This window comes from Nocardioides sp. LML1-1-1.1 (genome assembly GCF_040676175.1).
Lineage (GTDB): Bacteria > Actinomycetota > Actinomycetes > Propionibacteriales > Nocardioidaceae > Nocardioides.
This window is the reverse complement of the sequence record NZ_JBEGHK010000005.1, coordinates 342230-360079: the sequence shown is the minus strand read 5'-3', so window position 1 is coordinate 360079 and position 17850 is coordinate 342230. Positions and strand designations below refer to the sequence as shown.

General features: G+C 72.9%; 21 protein-coding genes and 1 riboswitch. Of the genes, 8 read left to right on the top strand and 13 right to left on the bottom strand.

Features of this window, described 5'->3' with window-relative positions; translation table 11 throughout:
- Positions 1-10: 10 nt before the first annotated feature.
- The 3 genes from MRBLML1_RS19020 to MRBLML1_RS19010 are packed head-to-tail and all read left to right on the top strand — an operon-like array spanning position 11 to position 2667.
- Positions 11-1255, top strand: coding sequence for an amino acid deaminase/aldolase (locus MRBLML1_RS19020; protein ID WP_364518912.1), 1245 nt, complete (start codon positions 11-13; stop codon positions 1253-1255).
- Positions 1233-1775, top strand: a complete 543-nt coding sequence (locus tag MRBLML1_RS19015; RefSeq protein ID WP_364518910.1) for a uridine kinase family protein — start codon at positions 1233-1235, stop codon at positions 1773-1775. The genes MRBLML1_RS19020 and MRBLML1_RS19015 overlap by 23 nt, the downstream gene beginning before the upstream one ends.
- A gap of 10 nt (positions 1776-1785) precedes the next feature.
- Positions 1786-2667, top strand: coding sequence for an aldose 1-epimerase family protein (locus MRBLML1_RS19010; RefSeq protein WP_364518908.1), 882 nt, complete (start codon positions 1786-1788; stop codon positions 2665-2667).
- A gap of 3 nt (positions 2668-2670) precedes the next feature.
- On the opposite strand, the gene MRBLML1_RS19005 is transcribed toward MRBLML1_RS19010, so the two are convergent.
- Genes MRBLML1_RS19005 through ribD form a run of 7 tightly spaced genes read right to left on the bottom strand, consistent with a single transcriptional unit; the run spans position 2671 to position 7672 of the window.
- Positions 2671-3126 carry a PH domain-containing protein gene (locus MRBLML1_RS19005; RefSeq protein WP_364518906.1) on the bottom strand — a complete coding sequence of 152 codons (456 nt, stop codon included), beginning with the start codon at positions 3124-3126 and terminating at the stop codon, positions 2671-2673.
- Entirely contained in the window at positions 3126-3968 is an 843-nt protein-coding gene (gene hisG, locus MRBLML1_RS19000; RefSeq protein WP_364518904.1) for an ATP phosphoribosyltransferase, read from the bottom strand. Before hisG ends, MRBLML1_RS19005 begins: the two co-directional genes overlap by 1 nt.
- A gap of 10 nt (positions 3969-3978) precedes the next feature.
- Positions 3979-4242 carry a phosphoribosyl-ATP diphosphatase gene (locus tag MRBLML1_RS18995; RefSeq protein WP_364518901.1) on the bottom strand — a complete coding sequence of 88 codons (264 nt, stop codon included), beginning with the start codon at positions 4240-4242 and terminating at the stop codon, positions 3979-3981.
- 58 nt (positions 4243-4300) lie between these two features.
- A complete protein-coding gene (ribH, locus tag MRBLML1_RS18990) occupies positions 4301-4789 on the bottom strand; it encodes a 6,7-dimethyl-8-ribityllumazine synthase (RefSeq protein ID WP_364518899.1) in 489 nt (162 codons plus the stop codon).
- Between the two features lies 1 nt (position 4790).
- The gene (locus MRBLML1_RS18985) at positions 4791-6038 is read right to left on the bottom strand and encodes a bifunctional 3,4-dihydroxy-2-butanone-4-phosphate synthase/GTP cyclohydrolase II (protein WP_364518896.1); all 1248 of its coding nucleotides are present in this window, start codon (positions 6036-6038) and stop codon (positions 4791-4793) included.
- Position 6039: 1 nt separating this feature from the next.
- A complete protein-coding gene (locus MRBLML1_RS18980; RefSeq protein WP_364518894.1) occupies positions 6040-6645 on the bottom strand; it encodes a riboflavin synthase in 606 nt (201 codons plus the stop codon).
- 1 nt (position 6646) lies between these two features.
- Positions 6647-7672, bottom strand: coding sequence for a bifunctional diaminohydroxyphosphoribosylaminopyrimidine deaminase/5-amino-6-(5-phosphoribosylamino)uracil reductase RibD (gene ribD, locus MRBLML1_RS18975; RefSeq protein ID WP_414691278.1), 1026 nt, complete (start codon positions 7670-7672; stop codon positions 6647-6649).
- A 140-nt stretch (positions 7673-7812) separates the two neighbouring features.
- Positions 7813-7997, bottom strand: a riboswitch (FMN riboswitch).
- A gap of 82 nt (positions 7998-8079) precedes the next feature.
- On the opposite strand from ribD, the gene MRBLML1_RS18970 reads away from it, so the two are divergent.
- The 3 genes from MRBLML1_RS18970 to MRBLML1_RS18960 are packed head-to-tail and all read left to right on the top strand — an operon-like array spanning position 8080 to position 9540.
- Entirely contained in the window at positions 8080-8229 is a 150-nt protein-coding gene (locus tag MRBLML1_RS18970) for a hypothetical protein (RefSeq protein WP_364518890.1), read from the top strand.
- A 24-nt stretch (positions 8230-8253) separates the two neighbouring features.
- A complete protein-coding gene (locus MRBLML1_RS18965) occupies positions 8254-8742 on the top strand; it encodes a cupin domain-containing protein (RefSeq protein ID WP_364518888.1) in 489 nt (162 codons plus the stop codon).
- Between the two features lie 6 nt (positions 8743-8748).
- Positions 8749-9540: a DUF817 domain-containing protein gene (locus MRBLML1_RS18960; protein WP_364518886.1), complete on the top strand. Its 792-nt coding sequence runs from the start codon at positions 8749-8751 to the stop codon at positions 9538-9540.
- Here MRBLML1_RS18960 and MRBLML1_RS18955 read toward each other — a convergent pair.
- The 5 genes from MRBLML1_RS18955 to MRBLML1_RS18935 are packed head-to-tail and all read right to left on the bottom strand — an operon-like array spanning position 9530 to position 14166.
- Positions 9530-10702 (bottom strand): lipid-transfer protein, encoded by a 1173-nt coding sequence (locus MRBLML1_RS18955; RefSeq protein WP_364518884.1) that lies wholly within the window; start codon positions 10700-10702, stop codon positions 9530-9532. The two genes, MRBLML1_RS18960 and MRBLML1_RS18955, sit on opposite strands and share 11 nt — an antisense overlap.
- On the bottom strand, positions 10699-11091 hold the full coding sequence (locus tag MRBLML1_RS18950; protein ID WP_364518882.1) for a MaoC family dehydratase: 393 nt from the start codon (positions 11089-11091) through the stop codon (positions 10699-10701). The genes MRBLML1_RS18955 and MRBLML1_RS18950 overlap by 4 nt, the downstream gene beginning before the upstream one ends.
- Complete coding sequence (locus MRBLML1_RS18945; RefSeq protein ID WP_364518880.1) at positions 11088-11477, bottom strand: Zn-ribbon domain-containing OB-fold protein; 390 nt, start codon at positions 11475-11477, stop codon at positions 11088-11090. The genes MRBLML1_RS18950 and MRBLML1_RS18945 overlap by 4 nt, the downstream gene beginning before the upstream one ends.
- Positions 11474-12019 (bottom strand): FAS1-like dehydratase domain-containing protein, encoded by a 546-nt coding sequence (locus tag MRBLML1_RS18940; protein ID WP_364518878.1) that lies wholly within the window; start codon positions 12017-12019, stop codon positions 11474-11476. The genes MRBLML1_RS18945 and MRBLML1_RS18940 overlap by 4 nt, the downstream gene beginning before the upstream one ends.
- Complete coding sequence (locus MRBLML1_RS18935; protein WP_364518876.1) at positions 12016-14166, bottom strand: acyl-CoA dehydrogenase; 2151 nt, start codon at positions 14164-14166, stop codon at positions 12016-12018. The genes MRBLML1_RS18940 and MRBLML1_RS18935 overlap by 4 nt, the downstream gene beginning before the upstream one ends.
- Before the next feature lie 33 nt (positions 14167-14199).
- On the opposite strand from MRBLML1_RS18935, the gene MRBLML1_RS18930 reads away from it, so the two are divergent.
- Positions 14200-15111, top strand: coding sequence for an alpha/beta fold hydrolase (locus tag MRBLML1_RS18930; RefSeq protein ID WP_364518873.1), 912 nt, complete (start codon positions 14200-14202; stop codon positions 15109-15111).
- Here MRBLML1_RS18930 and MRBLML1_RS18925 read toward each other — a convergent pair.
- The gene (locus MRBLML1_RS18925) at positions 15089-16492 is read right to left on the bottom strand and encodes a WS/DGAT/MGAT family O-acyltransferase (RefSeq protein ID WP_364518871.1); all 1404 of its coding nucleotides are present in this window, start codon (positions 16490-16492) and stop codon (positions 15089-15091) included. The genes MRBLML1_RS18930 and MRBLML1_RS18925 overlap by 23 nt on opposite strands.
- 64 nt (positions 16493-16556) lie before the next feature.
- On the opposite strand from MRBLML1_RS18925, the gene MRBLML1_RS18920 reads away from it, so the two are divergent.
- Positions 16557-17840, top strand: a complete 1284-nt coding sequence (locus MRBLML1_RS18920) for an alpha/beta hydrolase (RefSeq protein ID WP_364518869.1) — start codon at positions 16557-16559, stop codon at positions 17838-17840.
- Positions 17841-17850: the final 10 nt, after the last annotated feature.

Sequence of the window (17850 nt, the reverse complement as noted above, 5' to 3'; positions counted from 1 at the left end):
CCGTGGAAGCATGAGCGACGTGCACCACTCGTACGTCGCTCGCAACCGCCTCTGGCGGCGCCTGGGTGAGGCCGTGCAGGCCTGGCCCGAGCCCCTGTCCACGCCGACCTTCGTCGTCGACCTCGACGCCTTCGACGCCAACGCCGCCGACCTCGCCCGCCGCGCGGGCGGCACGCCGATCCGGGTGGCCTCGAAGTCGCTGCGGGTGCCCGCGCTGGTCAGCCGCGCGCTGGCGACGCCGGGCTTCGCCGGGGTGCTGGCCTACACGCTCGCCGAGGCGCTGTGGCTGGTGGAGAACGACGTCACCGACGACGTGGTGGTGGCCTACCCCAGCGTCGACCGCGCGGCGCTGAGCGCGCTGGTCGCCTCGCCGCGGGCCGCCTCGCGGATCACGATCATGGCCGACGACCTCGCCCACCTCGACGCGGTCGACGCCCTGCGGGCCTCCACCGCCGTACCGGTCCGGGTGGCGCTGGACGTCGACGCCGGCCTGCGCTGGGGCGGCCAGGCGGTCGGCCCCAAGCGCTCCCCCCTCTACGACGTCGGCGCGGTCGTCGAGCTCGCCCGGGCCGTCATCGACCGGCCGGGCTTCCAGCTGGTCGGCGTGATGACCTACGAGGGCCAGGTCGCCGGCGTGCCCGACGACGTGCCCACCCAGCGGGCCAGGTCGGCGGTCGTGCGCAAGATCAAGCAGCTCTCCGTCGCGCAGCTGGAGGTCCGTCGTACCGCCATCGGGGAGGCGCTCGACGCGCTCACCGGGCACGGCGACTTCACCGGGCTGGCGTTCTGGAACGCCGGTGGCTCGGGCTCGATCGAGTCGTCCGCGGCCGACCCGGTCGTCACCGAGGTGACCGCGGGCTCGGGCCTCTTCGGGCCCACCCTGTTCGACCACTACCGCTCCTTCAGCCCCCAGCCGGCGGCGTTCTTCGGGCTGCCGGTCACCCGCCGCCCGAACGCCGAGGTGGCGACCGTGCACGGCGGCGGGCTGATCGCCTCCGGCCCGGCCGGCGCGGACCGGGTGCCGACGCCGTGGGCCCCGGCCGGGCTCGGCCTCACTCCCCTGGAGGGCGCCGGAGAGGTGCAGACCCCGCTGGTGGGGGCCAACGCCGCCACGCTGGCGATCGGCGACCTGGTGTGGTTCCGGCACGCGAAGTCCGGCGAGCCCTTCGAGCACGGGCGCACCGTGCTGCTGGCGCAGGGCGACCGGTTCGTCGAGGAGGTCTCGACCTACCGTGGCCACGGCCTCGCCTTCTGAGCTCCTCGCCCGCGCGCTGGCCGCGCCGGCCACGCTGGGCGAGGGCCGGCTGATCTGCGTCGACGGGCTCGCCGGGTCGGGCAAGACCACCCTCGCCCGGTCCCTCGCCGCGCTCGCCCCCGAGGCGGTGGTGCTCGGCACCGACGAGATGCTGGAGGGCTGGCGCGGGCTGCCCGGGCTGGGCCGCTCGATCGAGGACCTGCTGCGCCCACTCGCCGCCGGGCGGCCCGGCACCTGGCGCCGCTGGGACTGGTACGCCGACGGCTGGGCCGAGACGGTCACCGTGGAGCCCGCGCCCCTGCTGGTCCTGGAGGGCGTCGGCTCCGCCGCGGCGTCGTACGACGAGCTGGTGACCTTGCTCGTGTGGATGGAGGCCGATCGCGACGTGCGTCTGGAGCGGGGCCTGGCCCGCGACGGCGCCGAGCACCGCGAGCACTGGCTGACCTGGTTCGACGACGAGGCGGCGCTGCACGCGCGCGAGGACACCCTGGCCCGGGCCGACGTGGTGCTGCGGACCTAGGGTGGACGCCGTGAGCGCACCCACCGGCGAGCAGTACTCCTTGTCCGCCGACGGCTACGACGCCGTCGTCACGCAGAGCGGCGTGCTGCGCCGGCTCCGGCACGACGGCCGGGACCTGCTCGACGGCTTCGCCGAGGACGCGATGCCCTCCGGCGGACGTGGCCAGCTGCTCGTGCCGTGGCCGAACCGGGTCCGCGACGGGCGCTACACCTTCGCCGGCGCCACCCAGCAGCTCGCGCTGACCGAGCCCCAGCGCGGCAACGCCTCGCACGGCCTGGTGCGCTGGGTGTCGTGGACGGTGGTCCGGCAGGAGGCGGCGCTGGTGGAGCTCGCCTACCGCCTGCCCGCCCAGACCGGCTACCCGTGGGCGCTCGACCTGCGCACGACGTACGCGCTGGGCCCGGACGGGCTGCACGTCACGCAGGCCGCCACGAACCGGGCCGACTCCCCCGCGCCGTACGCCTCGGGGGCGCACCCGTACCTGCTCGCCGGCCCCGGCCCCGCCGACGGCTGGACCGTCGACCTGCCTGCCCGCACCGCGCTGAGCGTCGACGACGAGCGGCTGCTGCCGACCGGCCGGGTCCCCTTCGCCCCGCTGCACGGCCCGCTCGGCGGCACCGTGCTGAACCACGCCCTGACCGACCTCGACCGCGACCCGGACGGCGTGGCGACGGTGCGGCTGCGCGCGGGCGAGCACGGCGTGGACCTGTGGGTCGACGCACGCCACCGGTGGCTGCAGGTCTACACCGCCGACGACACCGCGACCCCGCGGGTGAGCGTGGCGGTCGAGCCGATGACCGCGCCACCGGACGCCTTCAACTCCGGCGACGACCTCGTCGTCCTGGAGCCGGGCGCGACCTTCGCCGCGACCTGGGGCGTCCGCGCCGCCTGAGCCTCAGCCGGTGTGGGCCGCGACGACCGCCCGCAGCTCGCGGACGGCGACCGCCGTGCGCTGGCCGTCGGAGGTGTGGATGCCCATCAGCGGGATCCGGACGTCCTCGTCCTGCTCCAGGTGCGGCCAGGGCGCGCCCTGCGGCATCCGCAGGGTGCCGACCTCGGCCCACGGCAGCACCCGCTTGCGGTAGCCGTTGACGACGACCAGGCCGCTCTCGCTGGCCTCCACCCGGGACCGGGCGAGGGCGTTGAGCAGCGCCAGGCCGCCGAGCACGATCGCGATCACGGTGCCACGCTCGTAGACGTTGACCGAGGCCTGCGTGTCGGGGTCGAAGTTGACCCACAGCCACACGAAGGCGCCGACGAGCACGACGCCGAAGACGAGGGCGGCCATCCGCGGCCCGAAGGGCCGCCACGTGTGCGGCAGGGCGGGCGCTGGGGTCGGCTGCTGGGTCATCAGAGCCGGGCGGCGTGGATGTCGGTGGTCAGGATGGCCCGGGCGCCGAGGGCGTAGAGCTCGTCCATCGTGCGCTGTGCGCCGGCCCGCTTGACCATCGAGCGGACCGCCACCCAGCCCTCGCGGCGCAGCGGGCTGATCGTGGGGCCCTCGATGCCGGGCGTGAGCGCGGTGGCCTGCTCGACCTTCGCGGCCTCGATGTCGTAGTCCATCATCACGTAGGACCGGGCCACGAGGACGCCCTGCAGGCGCCGGGTGAACGTCTCCAGGGCCGTCGGCTCGGCGTCCGCGCGGGTGATCATCACCGCCTCGGACTCCAGGATCACCTCGCCGAAGACCTCCAGGCCCGCGTTGCGCAGGGTGCTGCCGGTCTCCACGACGTCCGCGATCACGTCGGCCACACCGAGCTGGATGCTGGTCTCCACCGCGCCGTCGAGGCGTACGACGGACGCCGTGATCCCCTCCTGGTCCAGGTGCCGCTTCACGACGCCCTCGTAGGACGTCGCGATCCGCTTGCCGGCGAGGTCGGCGATCGAGCTCGCCGTGCCCGGGCGGGCGGCGTAGCGGAACTTCGAGCGGCCGAAGCCCAGCTGCAGCGCCTCGTTGGCGGTGGCCCGGGAGTCCAGCAGCAGGTCCCGGCCGGTGATGCCGGCGTCGAGGGTGCCCTCGCCGACGTACAGGGCGATGTCACGGGGACGCAGGTAGAAGAACTCGACCTCGTTGTCGGGGTCGATCTTGGTGAGCTGCTTGGACTCGGTGCGCTGGGCGTAGCCCGCCTCGCGCAGCATGCCCGAGGCAGCCTCGGAGAGGGCGCCCTTGTTGGGGACCGCGATCTTGAGCATGGGGTGTTCCTCAGAGGTGGGTGTAGACGTCCTCGAGCGAGAGTCCGCTCGCGATCATGAGGACCTGGGCGTGGTACAGCAGCTGGCTGATCTCCAGCGCGGTGGCGTCCTTGCCCTCGTGCTCGGCGGCCATCCAGGACTCAGCGGCCTCCTCGATCAGCTTCTTGCCGATCGCATGGACGCCGGCGTCGAGCGCCCGGACGGTGCCGGACCCCTCGGGCCGCGTCTGTGCCTTCTCGCTGAGCTCTGCGAACAGCTCGTCGAACGTCTTCACGGGGGTTGAGCCTACGGCGTCGCCGCCGGCCCACCCGCACCGGTCTCAGCCCCGCAGCTCAGCCCGTGTAGCCGCGGGAACGGATCTTCTTCAGCGTCGCGGCGGTCTGCAGCGCGGCGGACGCGGCCTCGTAGCCCTTGTCCTCGTGCGAGCCGTCCAGGCCCGCCCGGTCGAGCGCCTGCTGCTCGTCGTCGCAGGTGAGCACGCCGAAGCCGACCGGGGTGTGGTGGTCGAGCGAGACCCGGGTGAGCCCGTCGGTGGCGGCGTTGCAGACGTAGTCGAAGTGCGGGGTGCCGCCCCGGATCACCACGCCCAGCGCGATCACCGCGTCGTACGACGGCGCCATGGCGGCCGCCGTGACGGGCAGCTCGAAGACGCCGGGCACCCGCACCACGACGGGCGCCTCGAGCTTGTGGTCGGCGAAGGCCCGCTGTGCGCCGGCGATCAGGCCGTCCATCACCACGCTGTGCCAGCTGGCGGCGACGACCGCGACCCGCAGGTCGTGGCAGTCGACGGGGGCGATGTCGGGGGCACCGTGTCCGGCCATGTCAGTTCGCTCCTTCGAGGTCGGGCGCCTCCAGGTCGGGGAGGTCGTGGCCCATGCGGTCGCGCTTGGTGAGCAGGTACGACAGGTTGTGGTCGTTCGGGTGCGGCGTCAAGGGGACACGCTCGGCGACCTTCACGCCGTAGTCCTCCAGCGAGGAGACCTTGTCGGGGTTGTTGGTGAGCAGGCGGACCTCCTCGATGCCGAGGTCCTTGAGGATCTGGGTGGCGGCACCGTAGTGGCGGGCGTCCGCGGGCAGGCCCAGGTCGAGGTTGGCGTCGACCGTGTCGCGGCCGCCGTCCTGCAGCTGGTAGGCCTGCAGCTTCGCGACCAGGCCGATCCCCCGGCCCTCGTGCCCGCGCAGGTAGACCACCACGCCGCGGCCCTCGGCCACGATCCGCTCGATCGCCTCGTCGAGCTGGGGGCCGCAGTCGCAGCGGTTGCTGCCGAAGACGTCGCCGGTGAGGCACTCCGAGTGCACCCGGGTCAGCACCGGGCCGTCCTCGGCGAGCGTCGCCGGGTCGCCGTGTACCAGGGCGACGTGCTCGCTGCCGTCGACGGTGATCGTGTAGCCGATCGCGGTGAAGTCACCGTGCCGCGTGGGCAGCCGGGTCTCCGCCTCGCGGACGACGTGCCGCTCGACCCGGCGGCGGTAGCGGACCAGGTCCTCGATGGAGATCATCGCCAGGCCGTGCTCGTCGGCGAACTCCCGCAGCTCGGGCGCGCGCTTCATGGTCCCGTCGTCGTTGACGACCTCGACGAGCACGCCGGTCGGGGTCAGGCCGGCGAGGGTGCACAGGTCGACGGCGGCCTCGGTGTGCCCGCGGCGCACCAGCACGCCGCCCTCGCGGTAGCGCAGCGGGAAGACGTGACCGGGCCGGGTGAGCTCCCACGGCTCGGTGGCGGAGTCGGCGAGGACACGCACGGTGTGGGCGCGGTCGGCGGCGGAGATGCCGGTCGTCGTACCGTCCCGGGCGTCGACGGAGATCGTGTACGCCGTGCGGTAGGCGTCCTTGTTGTGCGGCGTCATCAGCGGGATCTCCAGCCGGTCCAGCATGGCGCCGGGCATCGGCGCGCAGATCACGCCGCTGGAGTAGCGGATCGTCCACGCCATCAGCTCCGGCGTCGCCTTGCTGGCGGCGAAGATGATGTCGCCCTCGTTCTCGCGGTCCTCGTCGTCGACGACCACGACGGCCTTGCCGGCGGCGATGTCGGCGATCGCGCGCTCCACGGGGTCAAGGCGTACGGACATGTCAGTTCTCCTTGCTGGTGTACGCACGGACGAGCTTCTCGACGTGCTTGGCGATGACGTCGACCTCGAGGTTGACCCGCTCGCCGGGCGCCCGGAAGCCGAGCGTCGTGCGGGCGAGGGTCTCGGGGATGAGGCTGACGGTGAAGCTGGTCTCGCCGGCCTCGACGACTGTCAGCGAGATGCCGTCGACGGTGATCGAGCCCTTGTCGACGAGGTAGCGGCCGAGCTCGGCGGGCATCGCGATCTCGACGACCTCCCAGTGCTCGCTGGGCGTACGGCGCACGACCTCGCCGACCGCGTCCACGTGGCCCTGGACGATGTGCCCCCCGAGCCGCTTCTCCGCGGTGACGGCGCGCTCGAGGTTGACCCGGTCGCCCACGGCGAGGTCGCCGAGGCTGGTCTTGGCGAGGCTCTCGGCCATCACGTCGGCCGTCCAGGTGCCGTCGGTGCGCTCCGCGACGGTCAGGCAGCAGCCGTTGACGGCGATCGAGTCGCCGAGCCGCGCGTCGGACAGGGTGATGTCGGAGGCGATGGTGAGCCGGAGCGCGTCGCCCTGGTCCTCGATGGCCTCGATGGTGCCGAACTCCTCGACGATGCCGGTGAACAACTCAGCTCTCCTTGCTGACGGCGGTGCGGACGGGCCGCAGGACCAGGCGGACGTTGGCGTCCGGGCCGGCTCCGACGACGGTGGTGTCGACGATCTCGAGGCGCAACGCGTCCCCGATCGTGGTGATTCCGAGGTCACCGACGGCGCAGGCGCCGGCGCCGAGGAGCAGGGGGGCGACGTAGACGATGACCTCGTCGACGACGTCGGCCCGCAGGAAGGCCGCGGCCAGCGTGGGCCCGCCCTCCAGGAAGACGTGGTGCCGGTCGTGCTCGGCGTAGAGCGTGCGCAGGGCCTCGACCGGGTCGTGGGTGCGCAGGTGCACGGTCTCGGCGGCGTCGTCGAGCACCCGCTTGCCGGCCGGGATGTCGCGCTCGCCCACGATCGCGCGCAGCGGCTGGTGCGCCACGTCGCGGTCGTCCGTGTCGCGCACGGTGAGCTGCGGGTCGTCGATCGCGACGGTGCCGGTGCCGACCATCATCGTGTCGCACAGCCCGCGCAGCACGTGGGTGTCGCGGCGGGCTGCGAGCGAGGAGACCCAGCGCGAGGTGCCGTCGGCGGCGGCGCTGCGCCCGTCGAGCGTGGTCGCGAACTTCCAGGTCACGAACGGCCGGCCGTGGCGGTGCGCGAAGGTCCACGCCCGGTTGACCTCCTCCGCCTCGGCGGCGAGCAGGCCGTCCTCGACCTCGATCCCCGCGGCCAGCAGGGTGTCGCGGCCCCCGCTCGCGAGCGGGTTGGGGTCGCGCTGGGCGATCACCACCCGTCGTACGCCGGCGGCGATGAGGGCCTGCGCGCAGGGACCCGTGCGCCCGGTGTGGTTGCACGGCTCCAGGGTGACGACGGCCGTCGCACCGCGAGCCCGGTCGCCGGCGACCCTCAGCGCCTCGACCTCGGCGTGCGGGGTGCCCGCGCCGTGGTGGAAGCCCTCCCCCACGACGGTGCCGTCGTCGGCGAGCAGCACGCACCCCACCCGCGGGTTCGGGTGGAGGGGTACGCCGGGGCTCGCCGCGAGCGTGACCGCACGACGCATCGCGTCGTACTCCCGGGTGAAGGTGCCCGATGTGCTGGTCACTGCTGCCTCTCGTGGTCCGTTGCTGCGGACTCCGGGGCTGGCAGGACGTACGACGGGCGGCGGCGGCCCCAGCGGGGCTGCTCGTCCGTCGGACGCTCGTGCGTGCACTTCCCATCCGGACTTTGACCGTCGGTCCAGGAATTCTGAGCGAAGCGAGGAAGCTTCGGTCCAGGCACCTGGTCAACCGATCGCTGGCTGCGATCGGGTCGCGGACTTCTGAGCGAAGCGAGGCTTCGACCCAGTCACCGCCGGCTCGGAGTTTCACCGACCCCAGAGCACGCGAGCTCTTCTCGCCATCGTCCCACAGTCCTGCGCGATCCCGCGTGTGGGCCCGGTCACGTGGACCTGCGGGCTACCGTCGGAGGATGAACTGGACGTGGCTCGGACTGGGATGCCTCTCCGGCGTCCTGCTGTGGTTCGCCACCGACCAGTTCGTGCTGCTGATCCTCGGGGTGCTGCTCGGCATCGCCGTCGGCATCGGGCTCGGGGCCGGATCGCGCTCGGACCCGGAGTGAGGCGCACCGTCGTACGGTGACCCCATGTCCTATCCCCCGCCCCTGTACGACGGCGACGGCGAGGTCTCGGCGTGGGCACGTCCGGGCGACACCGCGGCCGACCTCGTCTACCCCAACGGCAACCGCGTCCACTACCTCGCCCGCGGTGAGGCGACCGGCGGCCTGTTCGGGCTCTATCGCTGGGAGTTCTCCGAGGCGGTGAGCGGTCCCGACCCGCACTTCCACCGCACGATCGCGGAGTCCTTCTACGTCCTCGACGGGGAGATCCGCATCCACAACGGCGAGGAGTGGATCACCACCCGCTCGGGCGACTTCGTGCACGTCCCGCCCGGCGGGCTGCACGGCTTCCGCAACGAGTCGGGCGCGACGGCATCGATGCTGCTGCACTTCTCCCCCGGCGCGCCCCGTGAGGCCTACTTCGAGGGGCTCGACCGGCTGGCGCGGGGCGAGCAGTGGACGCCGGAGGAGTACGACGCGTTCATGGCCGAGCACGACAACATCTGGGCCGAGTAGCCGCCGGTGCGCCGGTTCCTCGTTCAGCTGGTGCGCTTCGGCTGGCTGGAGCTGCAGTCGTGCGCCTTCGCGATCGGGGTCTTCCTCGGCCTGGCGGTGGCCTTCGTCGTACCGCTCCCGGTGGCGCGGTACGACGCCCTGCTGGTGTGGTGCGTGCTGCTGACGCTCGGCTTCTGGGCCGCCGGCCTGGAGACCTGGCGCGAGGTGCTGGTCATCTTCGCCTTCCACGCCCTCGGCTTCGGCCTGGAGCTGTTCAAGGTGCACGTCGGATCCTGGGTCTACCCGGGCGAGGCGTGGTCGGTGATCGGCGGGGTCCCGCTGTTCTCGGGCTTCATGTACGCCGCCGTCGGCTCCTACATCTGCCAGGCCTGGCGGCGCTTCGACCTCCGGGTCTCGCACTACCCCGCACTGCCGGCGACCGTGGTGGCGATCGGGATCTACGCCAACTTCTTCACCCACCACGCGATCGCCGACCTGCGGCTCCCGCTCGCGGTGGCGGGTCTGTGGGTCCTGCGCCGCTGCGCCGTGCACTTCACTGTCGGGGACGCCCGCTACCGGATGCCGCTGGCCCTGTCGTTCCTGCTGATCGGCTTCTTCCTCTGGCTCGCCGAGAACCTGGCGACCCTGCTGAACGCCTGGCGCTATCCGGGCCAGGTCGAGGTGTGGGAGGTCGTGCACACCTCCAAGCTCGGCGCCTGGGCGCTGCTGGTGACGATGAGCTTCGTGCTGGTCGCGTCGGTCAAGGCGCAGGAGGGCCGGCTTTACCACGTGCCGGGCGAGCCGCACGTCACGCGCTGAGGATCAGTCCGCTCGTCGGCACACCCGTGCCCGCGGTGACCAGGACGTTCGCCACGTCCGGGACCGGGTTGACCGACGTACCGCGCACCTGGCGGACCGCCTCGGCGATGCCGTTCATGCCGTGGATGTAGGCCTCACCGAGCTGGCCGCCGTGGGTGTTGACCGGGAGCCGCCCGCCGACCTCGATCGCGCCGTCCCTGACGAAGTCCTTGGCCTCGCCGCGGCCGCAGAAGCCGAGCTCCTCCAGCTGCATGAGGACGTACGGCGTGAAGTGGTCGTAGAGGATCGCCATCGGCATGTCGGCGGGGGTGAGCCCGGACTGGCGCCACAGCTCGCGGCCCACGACGCCCATCTCGGGGATGCCGATGTCGTCGCGGTAGTAGGACGTCATCACGAACTGGTCGCGTCCGGAGCCCTGCGCCGCGGCGGCGACGTACGCCGGGCGCTGGGCCAGGTCGCGGGCCCGCTCGGCGGACACGACGACGAGTGCGACCGCGCCGTCGGACTCCTGGCAGCAGTCGAGCAGGTGCAATGGGTCGGCGATCATCCGCGAGGACTGGTGGTCCTCCAGCGTGATCGGCTTGCCGTGGAAGAAGGCGGCCGGGTTGGTGGCGGCGTGGCGGCGGTCCGCGACGGCGACCGCGCCGAAGTCGGCCGAGGTGGCGCCGTACTCGTGCATGTAGCGACGGGCCTGCATCGCGACGGTGGCCGCGGGCGTGGACAGGCCGAGCGGGTAGGTCCAGGCGTTGTCGAGGCCGTTGGTGTTGACCTGCTGGGCCGCCCACGCGGAGACCTGGCCGAAGCGGTCGCCGGAGCGCTCGTTGAAGCCGCGGTAGGCGACGACGACGTCGGCGACGCCGGTGGCGACGGCCATCGCAGCCTGCTGGACGGTGGCGCAGGCCGCGCCGCCGCCGTAGTTGATCCGGCTGAAGAAGCGCAGCTCGGGGATGCCCAGCTCGCGCGCGACCGCGATCTCCGAGGAGGTGTCCATCGTGAAGGTGACCAGGCCGTCGACGTCGGCGGGGGTGAGCCCACAGTCGGCGAGGGCGTGCCGCACAGCCTCGACGGAGAGCTGCAGCTCCGAGCGACCGGAGGCCTTGGAGAACTCGGTGGCACCGATCCCGGCGATGGCGGCCTTGCCGGAGAGGGTCCGCTCGCTCATCGGGCGGCCACCTTCACCGTGCCGATGACGTGGTCGCCCAGCGACACCGCGCCGACCACCTTGATGGTCGCCTCGCCGTCGGTGACCTCGACGACCTCGCCGGTGAAGGTGAACGTGTCGTAGGGGTACGCCGGCGCGCCGAGCCGGATCGCGATGCCGCGGATCTGCACGTCGGGTCCCGCCCAGTCGGTGACGTAGCGCTCGCACAGCGCCGTGGAGGTGAGGATGTTGACGAAGATGTCCTTCGAGCCGGCCGCCTGGGCGATGTCGCGGTCGTGGTGGACGTCCTGGAAGTCGCGGGTCGCGATCGCGGTCGAGACCACCAGGGTCGGGGTGATCGGGAGGCTCCAGCCGGGGAGCCGGTCGCCGACGTTCAGCGGGGTGCTCATCGCTCCACCTTCGTCCAGATCGGGAGGGTCAGGTCGTCGTCGACGACGTTCCAGCCGACCCGCAGCCGGTCGCCGATCTCGACAGGGCCGGTCACCTCGGCCACCATCCGCACGCCCTCGTCGAGGTCGACGAGCGCGATCACGAGCGGCAGCTCCTTGCCGGGCACCTGCGGCGCGTGGTGGACCAGGTAGGAGAACACGGTGCCCTCGCCGGCCGCGACCACGAAGCCGCGGTCGAAGGCACCGCAGTCCGGGCACGCGGGGCCGGGCGGGTGGCGGAGCACGCCGCAGGCGTTGCACCTCTGGATGCGCAGCTCCTGGGCGCGGGTGCCCTCGAAGAAGTAGGCGTTGTCGCGGTTGACGACCGGTCGCACCGGGCCGCTCATGCCTGCGCCTGCTTGGCCCGCGGGACGAACTTGAGGACGCGGAACAGCATCGTCGCGACCCGCTCGGCGCGCCCGTCCGGGTGGTCGACGTACCAGGTGTTGCGGGAGGTGACGAAGTAGCCGACGCCCATCCCGGTGGCCTTCGGCCCGGCCACCGAGTCGAGCGCGGTGGTGACCCGGACCCGCTCCCCCACCCGCAGGTAGCGGTCGTAGGACTGCTCGCAGTTGGTGCCGAGCACGGCGGTGAAGCCCGCCTCGGTCAGCGCGCGCATCATCGCGTGCAGCGGGTCGTCCTCGGACGGCTTGCCGCCGAGGCCGTACATCGTCCAGACCTGCGCCATCGACGGTGGCGCCTCGCCCTGCTGGAAGCGCGGATTGTCGAGGCCCATCGCCTCGAGCCAGTTGTTGATCGTCGGCTGGTTGACCTCGTCGCGGGCGGTCCGCTCGGCGGCCTCGCCCCACGCCTTGATCCGCTCCGCCTCGGACATCACCTGCTCGTGGACGGCCGGGTCGACGAGCTCCTGCTGGCCGGCGGCGCTCATCGGGGCACCCGCGGCAGGCCGAGGCCGAACATCGAGATCAGCTCGCGCTGGACCTCCTGGACGCCACCGCCGAAGGTGATCACCAGGTTCCGCTTGGCCTGGGCATCCAGGTAGTCGAGCAGCGCCTTGGTCTCCGGCTCCGCGGCGTCGCCGTGGCGGTGCACGAGCGAGACCAGGTCGGCGAGCAGGTGCTGGACCTGGTCGGCGGCGAACACCTTCGAGGAGGACGCGTCGGCGACCTTCAGCTCCCCGGACGCCGCGGCGCGGGCGACCTCCCAGTTGAGCAGCTCGTTGACCCGGAAGACCGCGGTGGTCTTGCCGAGCAGGTCGCGCACGTCCGGCTCGTCGGAGACCTCCGCCGCGTCGGCCCAGCGCACCACGCGGTCGCGCAGGCCCTCGATCCGGCCGGCCGGTCCGAGCATGACCCGCTCGTGGTTGAGCTGGGTGGTGATCAGCTTCCAGCCCTGGTTCTCCTCGCCGACGAGCATGTCGACCGGCACCCGGACGTCGTTGAAGTACGTCGCGTTGACGTGGTGCGAGCCGTCCGCGGTGATGATCGGGGTCCAGGAGTAGCCCGGGTCGCTGGTGTCGACGATGAGGATCGAGATCCCCTTGTGCTTGGGCGCGTCCGGATCGGTGCGCACGGCCAGCCACAGGTAGTCGGCCTGGTGGCCGCCGGTGGTCCACAGCTTCTGCCCGTTCACGACGTAGTGGTCGCCGTCGCGCCGCGCGGTCGTGCGCAGCGAGGCCAGGTCGGTGCCGGCGTCCGGCTCGGAGTAGCCGATGGCGAAGTGCACGTCACCCCGCAGGATGCGCTCCAGGAAGAGCGCCTTCTGCTTCTCGGTGCCGTACCTGATCAGCGTCGGGCCGACGGTCTGCAGCGTGACGGCGGGCAGGTGCACGTCGGCGTACTGCGCCTCGTTGGCGAAGATGGTCTGCTCGATCTCGCCGAGCCCGTGGCCGCCGTACTCCTTCGGCCAGCCGACACCCATCCAGCCGTCGGTGCCGAGCTGCCGGATCAACCGCTGGTACGACGGACCGTGCCGGTCCCACGCGCCGTCCGGGCCGGGGTCGGCGGGCTCGTCGTGGCCGAGCCCGGCGAAGTAGGCCCGGACCTCGGCCTTGAGCGCACGCTGGGCCTCGGTCAGCTCGAGGTTCTTGGCCGCCGGGTCCTCGACGAGCACCTGGGCGGCGGTGGTGTCGAGCGCGTGCGCGAGGTCGGTGCCCCACGTGGTGTAGCCGACCAGGGGGTAGGTGATGTCCACGCCCATGCCGCCGTGCAGGTGGTGGCAGGTGCGGAAGGCGTAGGGGGCGACCTGGCTGGCCCAGTAGCCGGCGACGGCCAGGTCGTCGGCGGCGGGCAGCCCCTCCGCGACCCGCCACACGGCGTTGTCGGCGGCGAGGTCGAGGGTGCGCGAGGCGACGTACACGTCGGCCATCTGCAGGGAGACCGCCTGGAACTCCGCGAGCGCGCGGCCGAACTGGCGGCGCCCCTTGACGTAGTCCGCCGTCAGGTCGCGAGCACCGGCGAGCACTCCGGCCGCGGTGACCGCGAGGCCGGCGGCGGCGAGGTCGGCCAGCCGCTCGGCGGCGCCGTCCTCCAGCGGCTCGGCAGGGACGTGGTCGAGGACGAGGGTGTGCTGCGGGCTGCCGCTGGACGCGCTGGCCGGCGCGAGGGTGACACCCGGGTCCGCCGGGTCGACCAGCACGGCGACCTCGTGGTCGCCCGCGGTGGCCAGGACGAGGAAGCGGTGCGCGCCCTCGGCGTGGGTCACGGCGAGCTTGCGGCCGGAGACCGTCCCGCCGTCGTAGGTCGCCCGGCCGCGGAGCGCCGGCACCACGACGACCTCGCCGGCGGCGATCCCGGGCAGCAGGTCCTTGCGCTGGGCGTCGGTGCCGTACGACGCCAGGGTCAGCGCGCCGCAGCACAGCGTCTCCCACGCCGGCACCTGCACGGCCTTGCGCCCGGCCTCGCGCAGCAGCACGGCGACCTCGGTCAGACCGAGCCCGTCACCGCCGTGCTCCTCGGGGACGGGCAGCGCGGTCAGCCCGGCCGCCGCCCAGGCCGCCCAGCTCCTGGCGTCCTGGTCGCGCTCGAGCACCTCGCCGACGACGGCGCGGACTGCGTTGATCGCCTCAGCATCCACGAGGAAACTGTAACGTGTTCTAGTCTGCTCCGCATGCAGGCCGTCTCACTCGCCACGCTCGCGCGCCGCCGGGTCTCCCTGCCGGAGACCTCGATCCCGGTCGGGCGGCTGGTCGAGCTCCCGGGCCGCGGGCGCACCTACGTCACCGACACCCCCGGCCCGCACCCCGACTCCCCCACCATCGTGCTGCTGCACGCGCTCGGCACCACCGGGCTGCTCACCTGGTTCCCCACGATCGAGCCGCTGGCCCGGCGGTTCCGGGTGATCACCCTCGACCAGCGCTGGCACGGGCAGGGCATCCAGAGCCCGGAGTTCTCCCTCGTCGACTGCGCCGACGACGTGGCCGCCCTGGTCGGCGTGCTCGGGCTCGACGAGGTCGTGCTGGGCGGCTACTCGATGGGCTCGATCGTGGCGCAGCGCGTGTGGCGCCAGCACCCGGGGATCGTCTCCGGGCTGGTGCTCGGCGCGACCACCGACCGCTTCCAGCTCAGCGCCGCCGAGCGCGGCTTCTTCCTCGGCATGGGCTCCTCGATGCTCGCCCTGCGCGGGGTCTCCCGCTCCCGGACCGCGCTGCGAGCGGCCCGGGCGGCGGTGGGCGGGCTGGAGCCGACCGACCTCCACGAGTGGGCGCTGCGGGAGCTCCGCTCGACGAGCCCGTGGGCGGTCGGGCAGGCGCTGGCAGCCCTGGGCCGGCACCACTCGCGACCGTGGATCGGCCGGATCGACGTACCGACCGCCGTGGTGGTGATGATGCGCGACCGGGTGGTCCCGACCGCGCGGCAGGTCGCGCTGGCCCGGGGGATCCCCGGCGCGACCATCCACGAGGTCGACGACGGCCACGCCGGCTGCGTGCTCGGCGCGGAGAAGTTCGTGCCGCGCTTCGTCGAGGCCGCCGCCACCGTCAACGCCCGCCGACGCGACCTCAGCCGTCGACGGCCGCGCTGAGCCGGGCCAGCTCGGCCGGGAAGTGCCGGACCAGGGCGTCGGTGTCCGGCATCGACTCGCGGCACGCGATCGCGCCGACGTGCATCTGCCCGGCGTTCGACATCACCGTGACGTTGAGCCCGGCCCCGTGGAACACCGGGCCGAGCGGGCACAGCGCCTCGATCCGCGCGCCCATGAAGTAGAGCGGGATCGGCGGCCCGGGCACGTTCGAGATCACCAGGTTGTGCACCACCGGGTGGCGCTCGGCCAGGCGCAGGTTGGCGTAGGTGCGCACCGCGAGCCCGAACGTGCGGGGCGCGGCGAACTCCGCCCAGTCCTGCAGCGCGTCGGCGCTGATCGCGTTGTGGTGCTCCTTGGCGTGCTGGTTGCGCTCGGCCAGCATCCGCAGTCGCGCGACCGGGTCGGCGATGTCGGTGCCGAGCTTGGTGAACAGCGCGGAGACCTTGTTCGCGCCACCGGAACGACGCGAGCTGTCCCGGACGCTGACCGGGACCGTGGCGAGCAGGGAGGAGGACGGCAGCTCGTCACGCTCCTCCAGGTAGGCCCGCAGCGCTCCCCCGGCGACCGAGAGCACCACGTCGTTGACCGTGGTCCCGGTGGCCTTCTTGATCCGCCGGATCTCCTCCAGGTCCAGGTCGGCCATGGCGATCGAGCGGTGCGAGGTGATCGTGCCGTTGAAGGAGGTGCGCGGGGCGGAGAAGGGCGCGGCCATCGCCGTGCCCCGGCGGGCCCGGCCGATGCTCTTGGTGACCAGCTGCGCCGAGGGCTTGAGCACCTTGACGAGGGTGACCGGTCGCGCCGCCGTACCGATGACGGCACGGCCGAGGAGCTCGCCACGGCCGGGGTCGCGCGGGTGGCGCTGCTCGCTGGGCGCGAGCGGCGCGGCGTCCGGCTCGATCGAGCACAGGTGGGAGATCAGGTTGGCGCCGGAGACACCGTCGACCGTGGCGTGGTGCATCTTGGCGAAGACCACGACCTTCTCCTCCTCCTCGCCCTCGGGCTGGTAGCCCTCGACCACCCACATCTCCCACAGCGGGCGCGAGCGGTCGAGCGGCAGCGAGGCGAGGTGGGCACACAGCTCCATCAGCTCGGCGTACCCGCCAGGCGTCGGCAGCGCGAGGCGGTGCACGTGGCGCTCGATGTCGAAGCCGGTGTCGCGCACCCAGATCGGGTGGTCGAGACCGAGCGGCACGCCCCGGATCTTGCGGGTGAAGCCGGGGACGTCGCCGACCGCCTCGCCGATCCGCTGCTGCAGCGCGGCGAAGGAGTACGGCGCGGTCATCGTCGCCGGGTCGAGCACCATCACCGCGCACACGTGCATCAGCTGCGCCGGCGTCTCGAGGTAGAGGAAGCTCGCATCGAGCCCTGACAGCCGGTCCATCCGTGACCCCCTGAAAACTAGAACAGGTTTCAGTCTCTCACAACGAGCCGGATATCCTCACCCCATGGGATTCGTACGGCGCCAGGCCATCACCGCCGCGCTGACCGCCAACGCCATCCGGCCGGTGCCGGGCTTCCGGGCCGGCATCCCCGCCTTCTTCGCCGGCTGGCTCACCGGTGAGCTCGCGCCGCACCTGCTCGGTCTCACCACCGCCGACGCCCTCGCGCACACGCGCGGATCGCGCCGCGACTGGCGCGGCCTCGCGCTGGCCGGGCTGAGCTCCGCGGGGCTCGCCTACCTGATCGCGCAGAGCCGCACCGCCGTGCGCGACGCCGAGGACGCGCTGGTCGAGGGGCTGGGGGTCGACTACGTCGAGCAGCTCGACGCCAAGCCCACCCCCGCCGACCTCGCCACGCCCTGGCGGCGGATCGCGAACCCGTTCGCCTTCGGCCGGGCGGCCCGCCGCGCGGGCGTCGAGGTGCACCGCGACATCCCGTTCGCGCCGTACGGACGCCGGGGGCTGCTGGACGTCTACACCTCCGAGGCGACCCCGGCCTCCGGGGCGCCGGTGCTGCTGCAGGTGCACGGCGGCGGCTGGACGATCGGCAACAAGGACCAGCAGGGCCTGCCCCTCATGCAGCACATGGCCGCCAAGGGCTGGGTCTGCGTGGCGATCAACTACCGGCTCGCGCCGCGCGACCCCTGGCCCGCCCAGATCGTCGACGTGAAGTCCGCGATCGCCTGGATCAAGGAGCACATCGCCGAGTACGGCGGAGACCCCGACTACGTCGCGATCACCGGCGGATCCGCCGGGGGGCACCTCACCGCCCTGGCGGCGGTGACGCCGAACGCGCCCGAGTTCCAGCCGGGCTTCGAGTCCGCGGACACCTCCGTGCAGGTCGCCGTGCCCTACTACGGCGTCTACGACTGGGCCGGGGCGAGCGGGCTGCGCTCGGCGGAGCTGATGCGCGACACCTTCCTCGCCCCGCGGATCGTGAAGCGGCGCTTCGCCGACGCCCCGGAGGTCTTCGAGCAGGCCTCGCCGCTGCTGCGGGTCACCCCGGACGACCCGGACTTCTTCGTCGTCCACGGCTCCCGCGACACCCTCGTCGACCCCGGCCAGGCCCGGGCCTTCGTGCAGGCGCTGCGGGCGAGCTCGAAGCGCACCGTCACCTACGCCGAGCTGCCGGGCGCCCAGCACGCCTTCGACATCTTCCCCTCGATCCGCTCCGCGCACCTGGTCCGCGCGACCGACCGGTTCCTGCACTGGCACTGGAGCTCGTGGCGCCGCGAACGGTTGTCCACAGGCGCGCCGGAGCCGGTGGTGGACGGGCCCGAGGCGACGTAAGGTCGCAGCC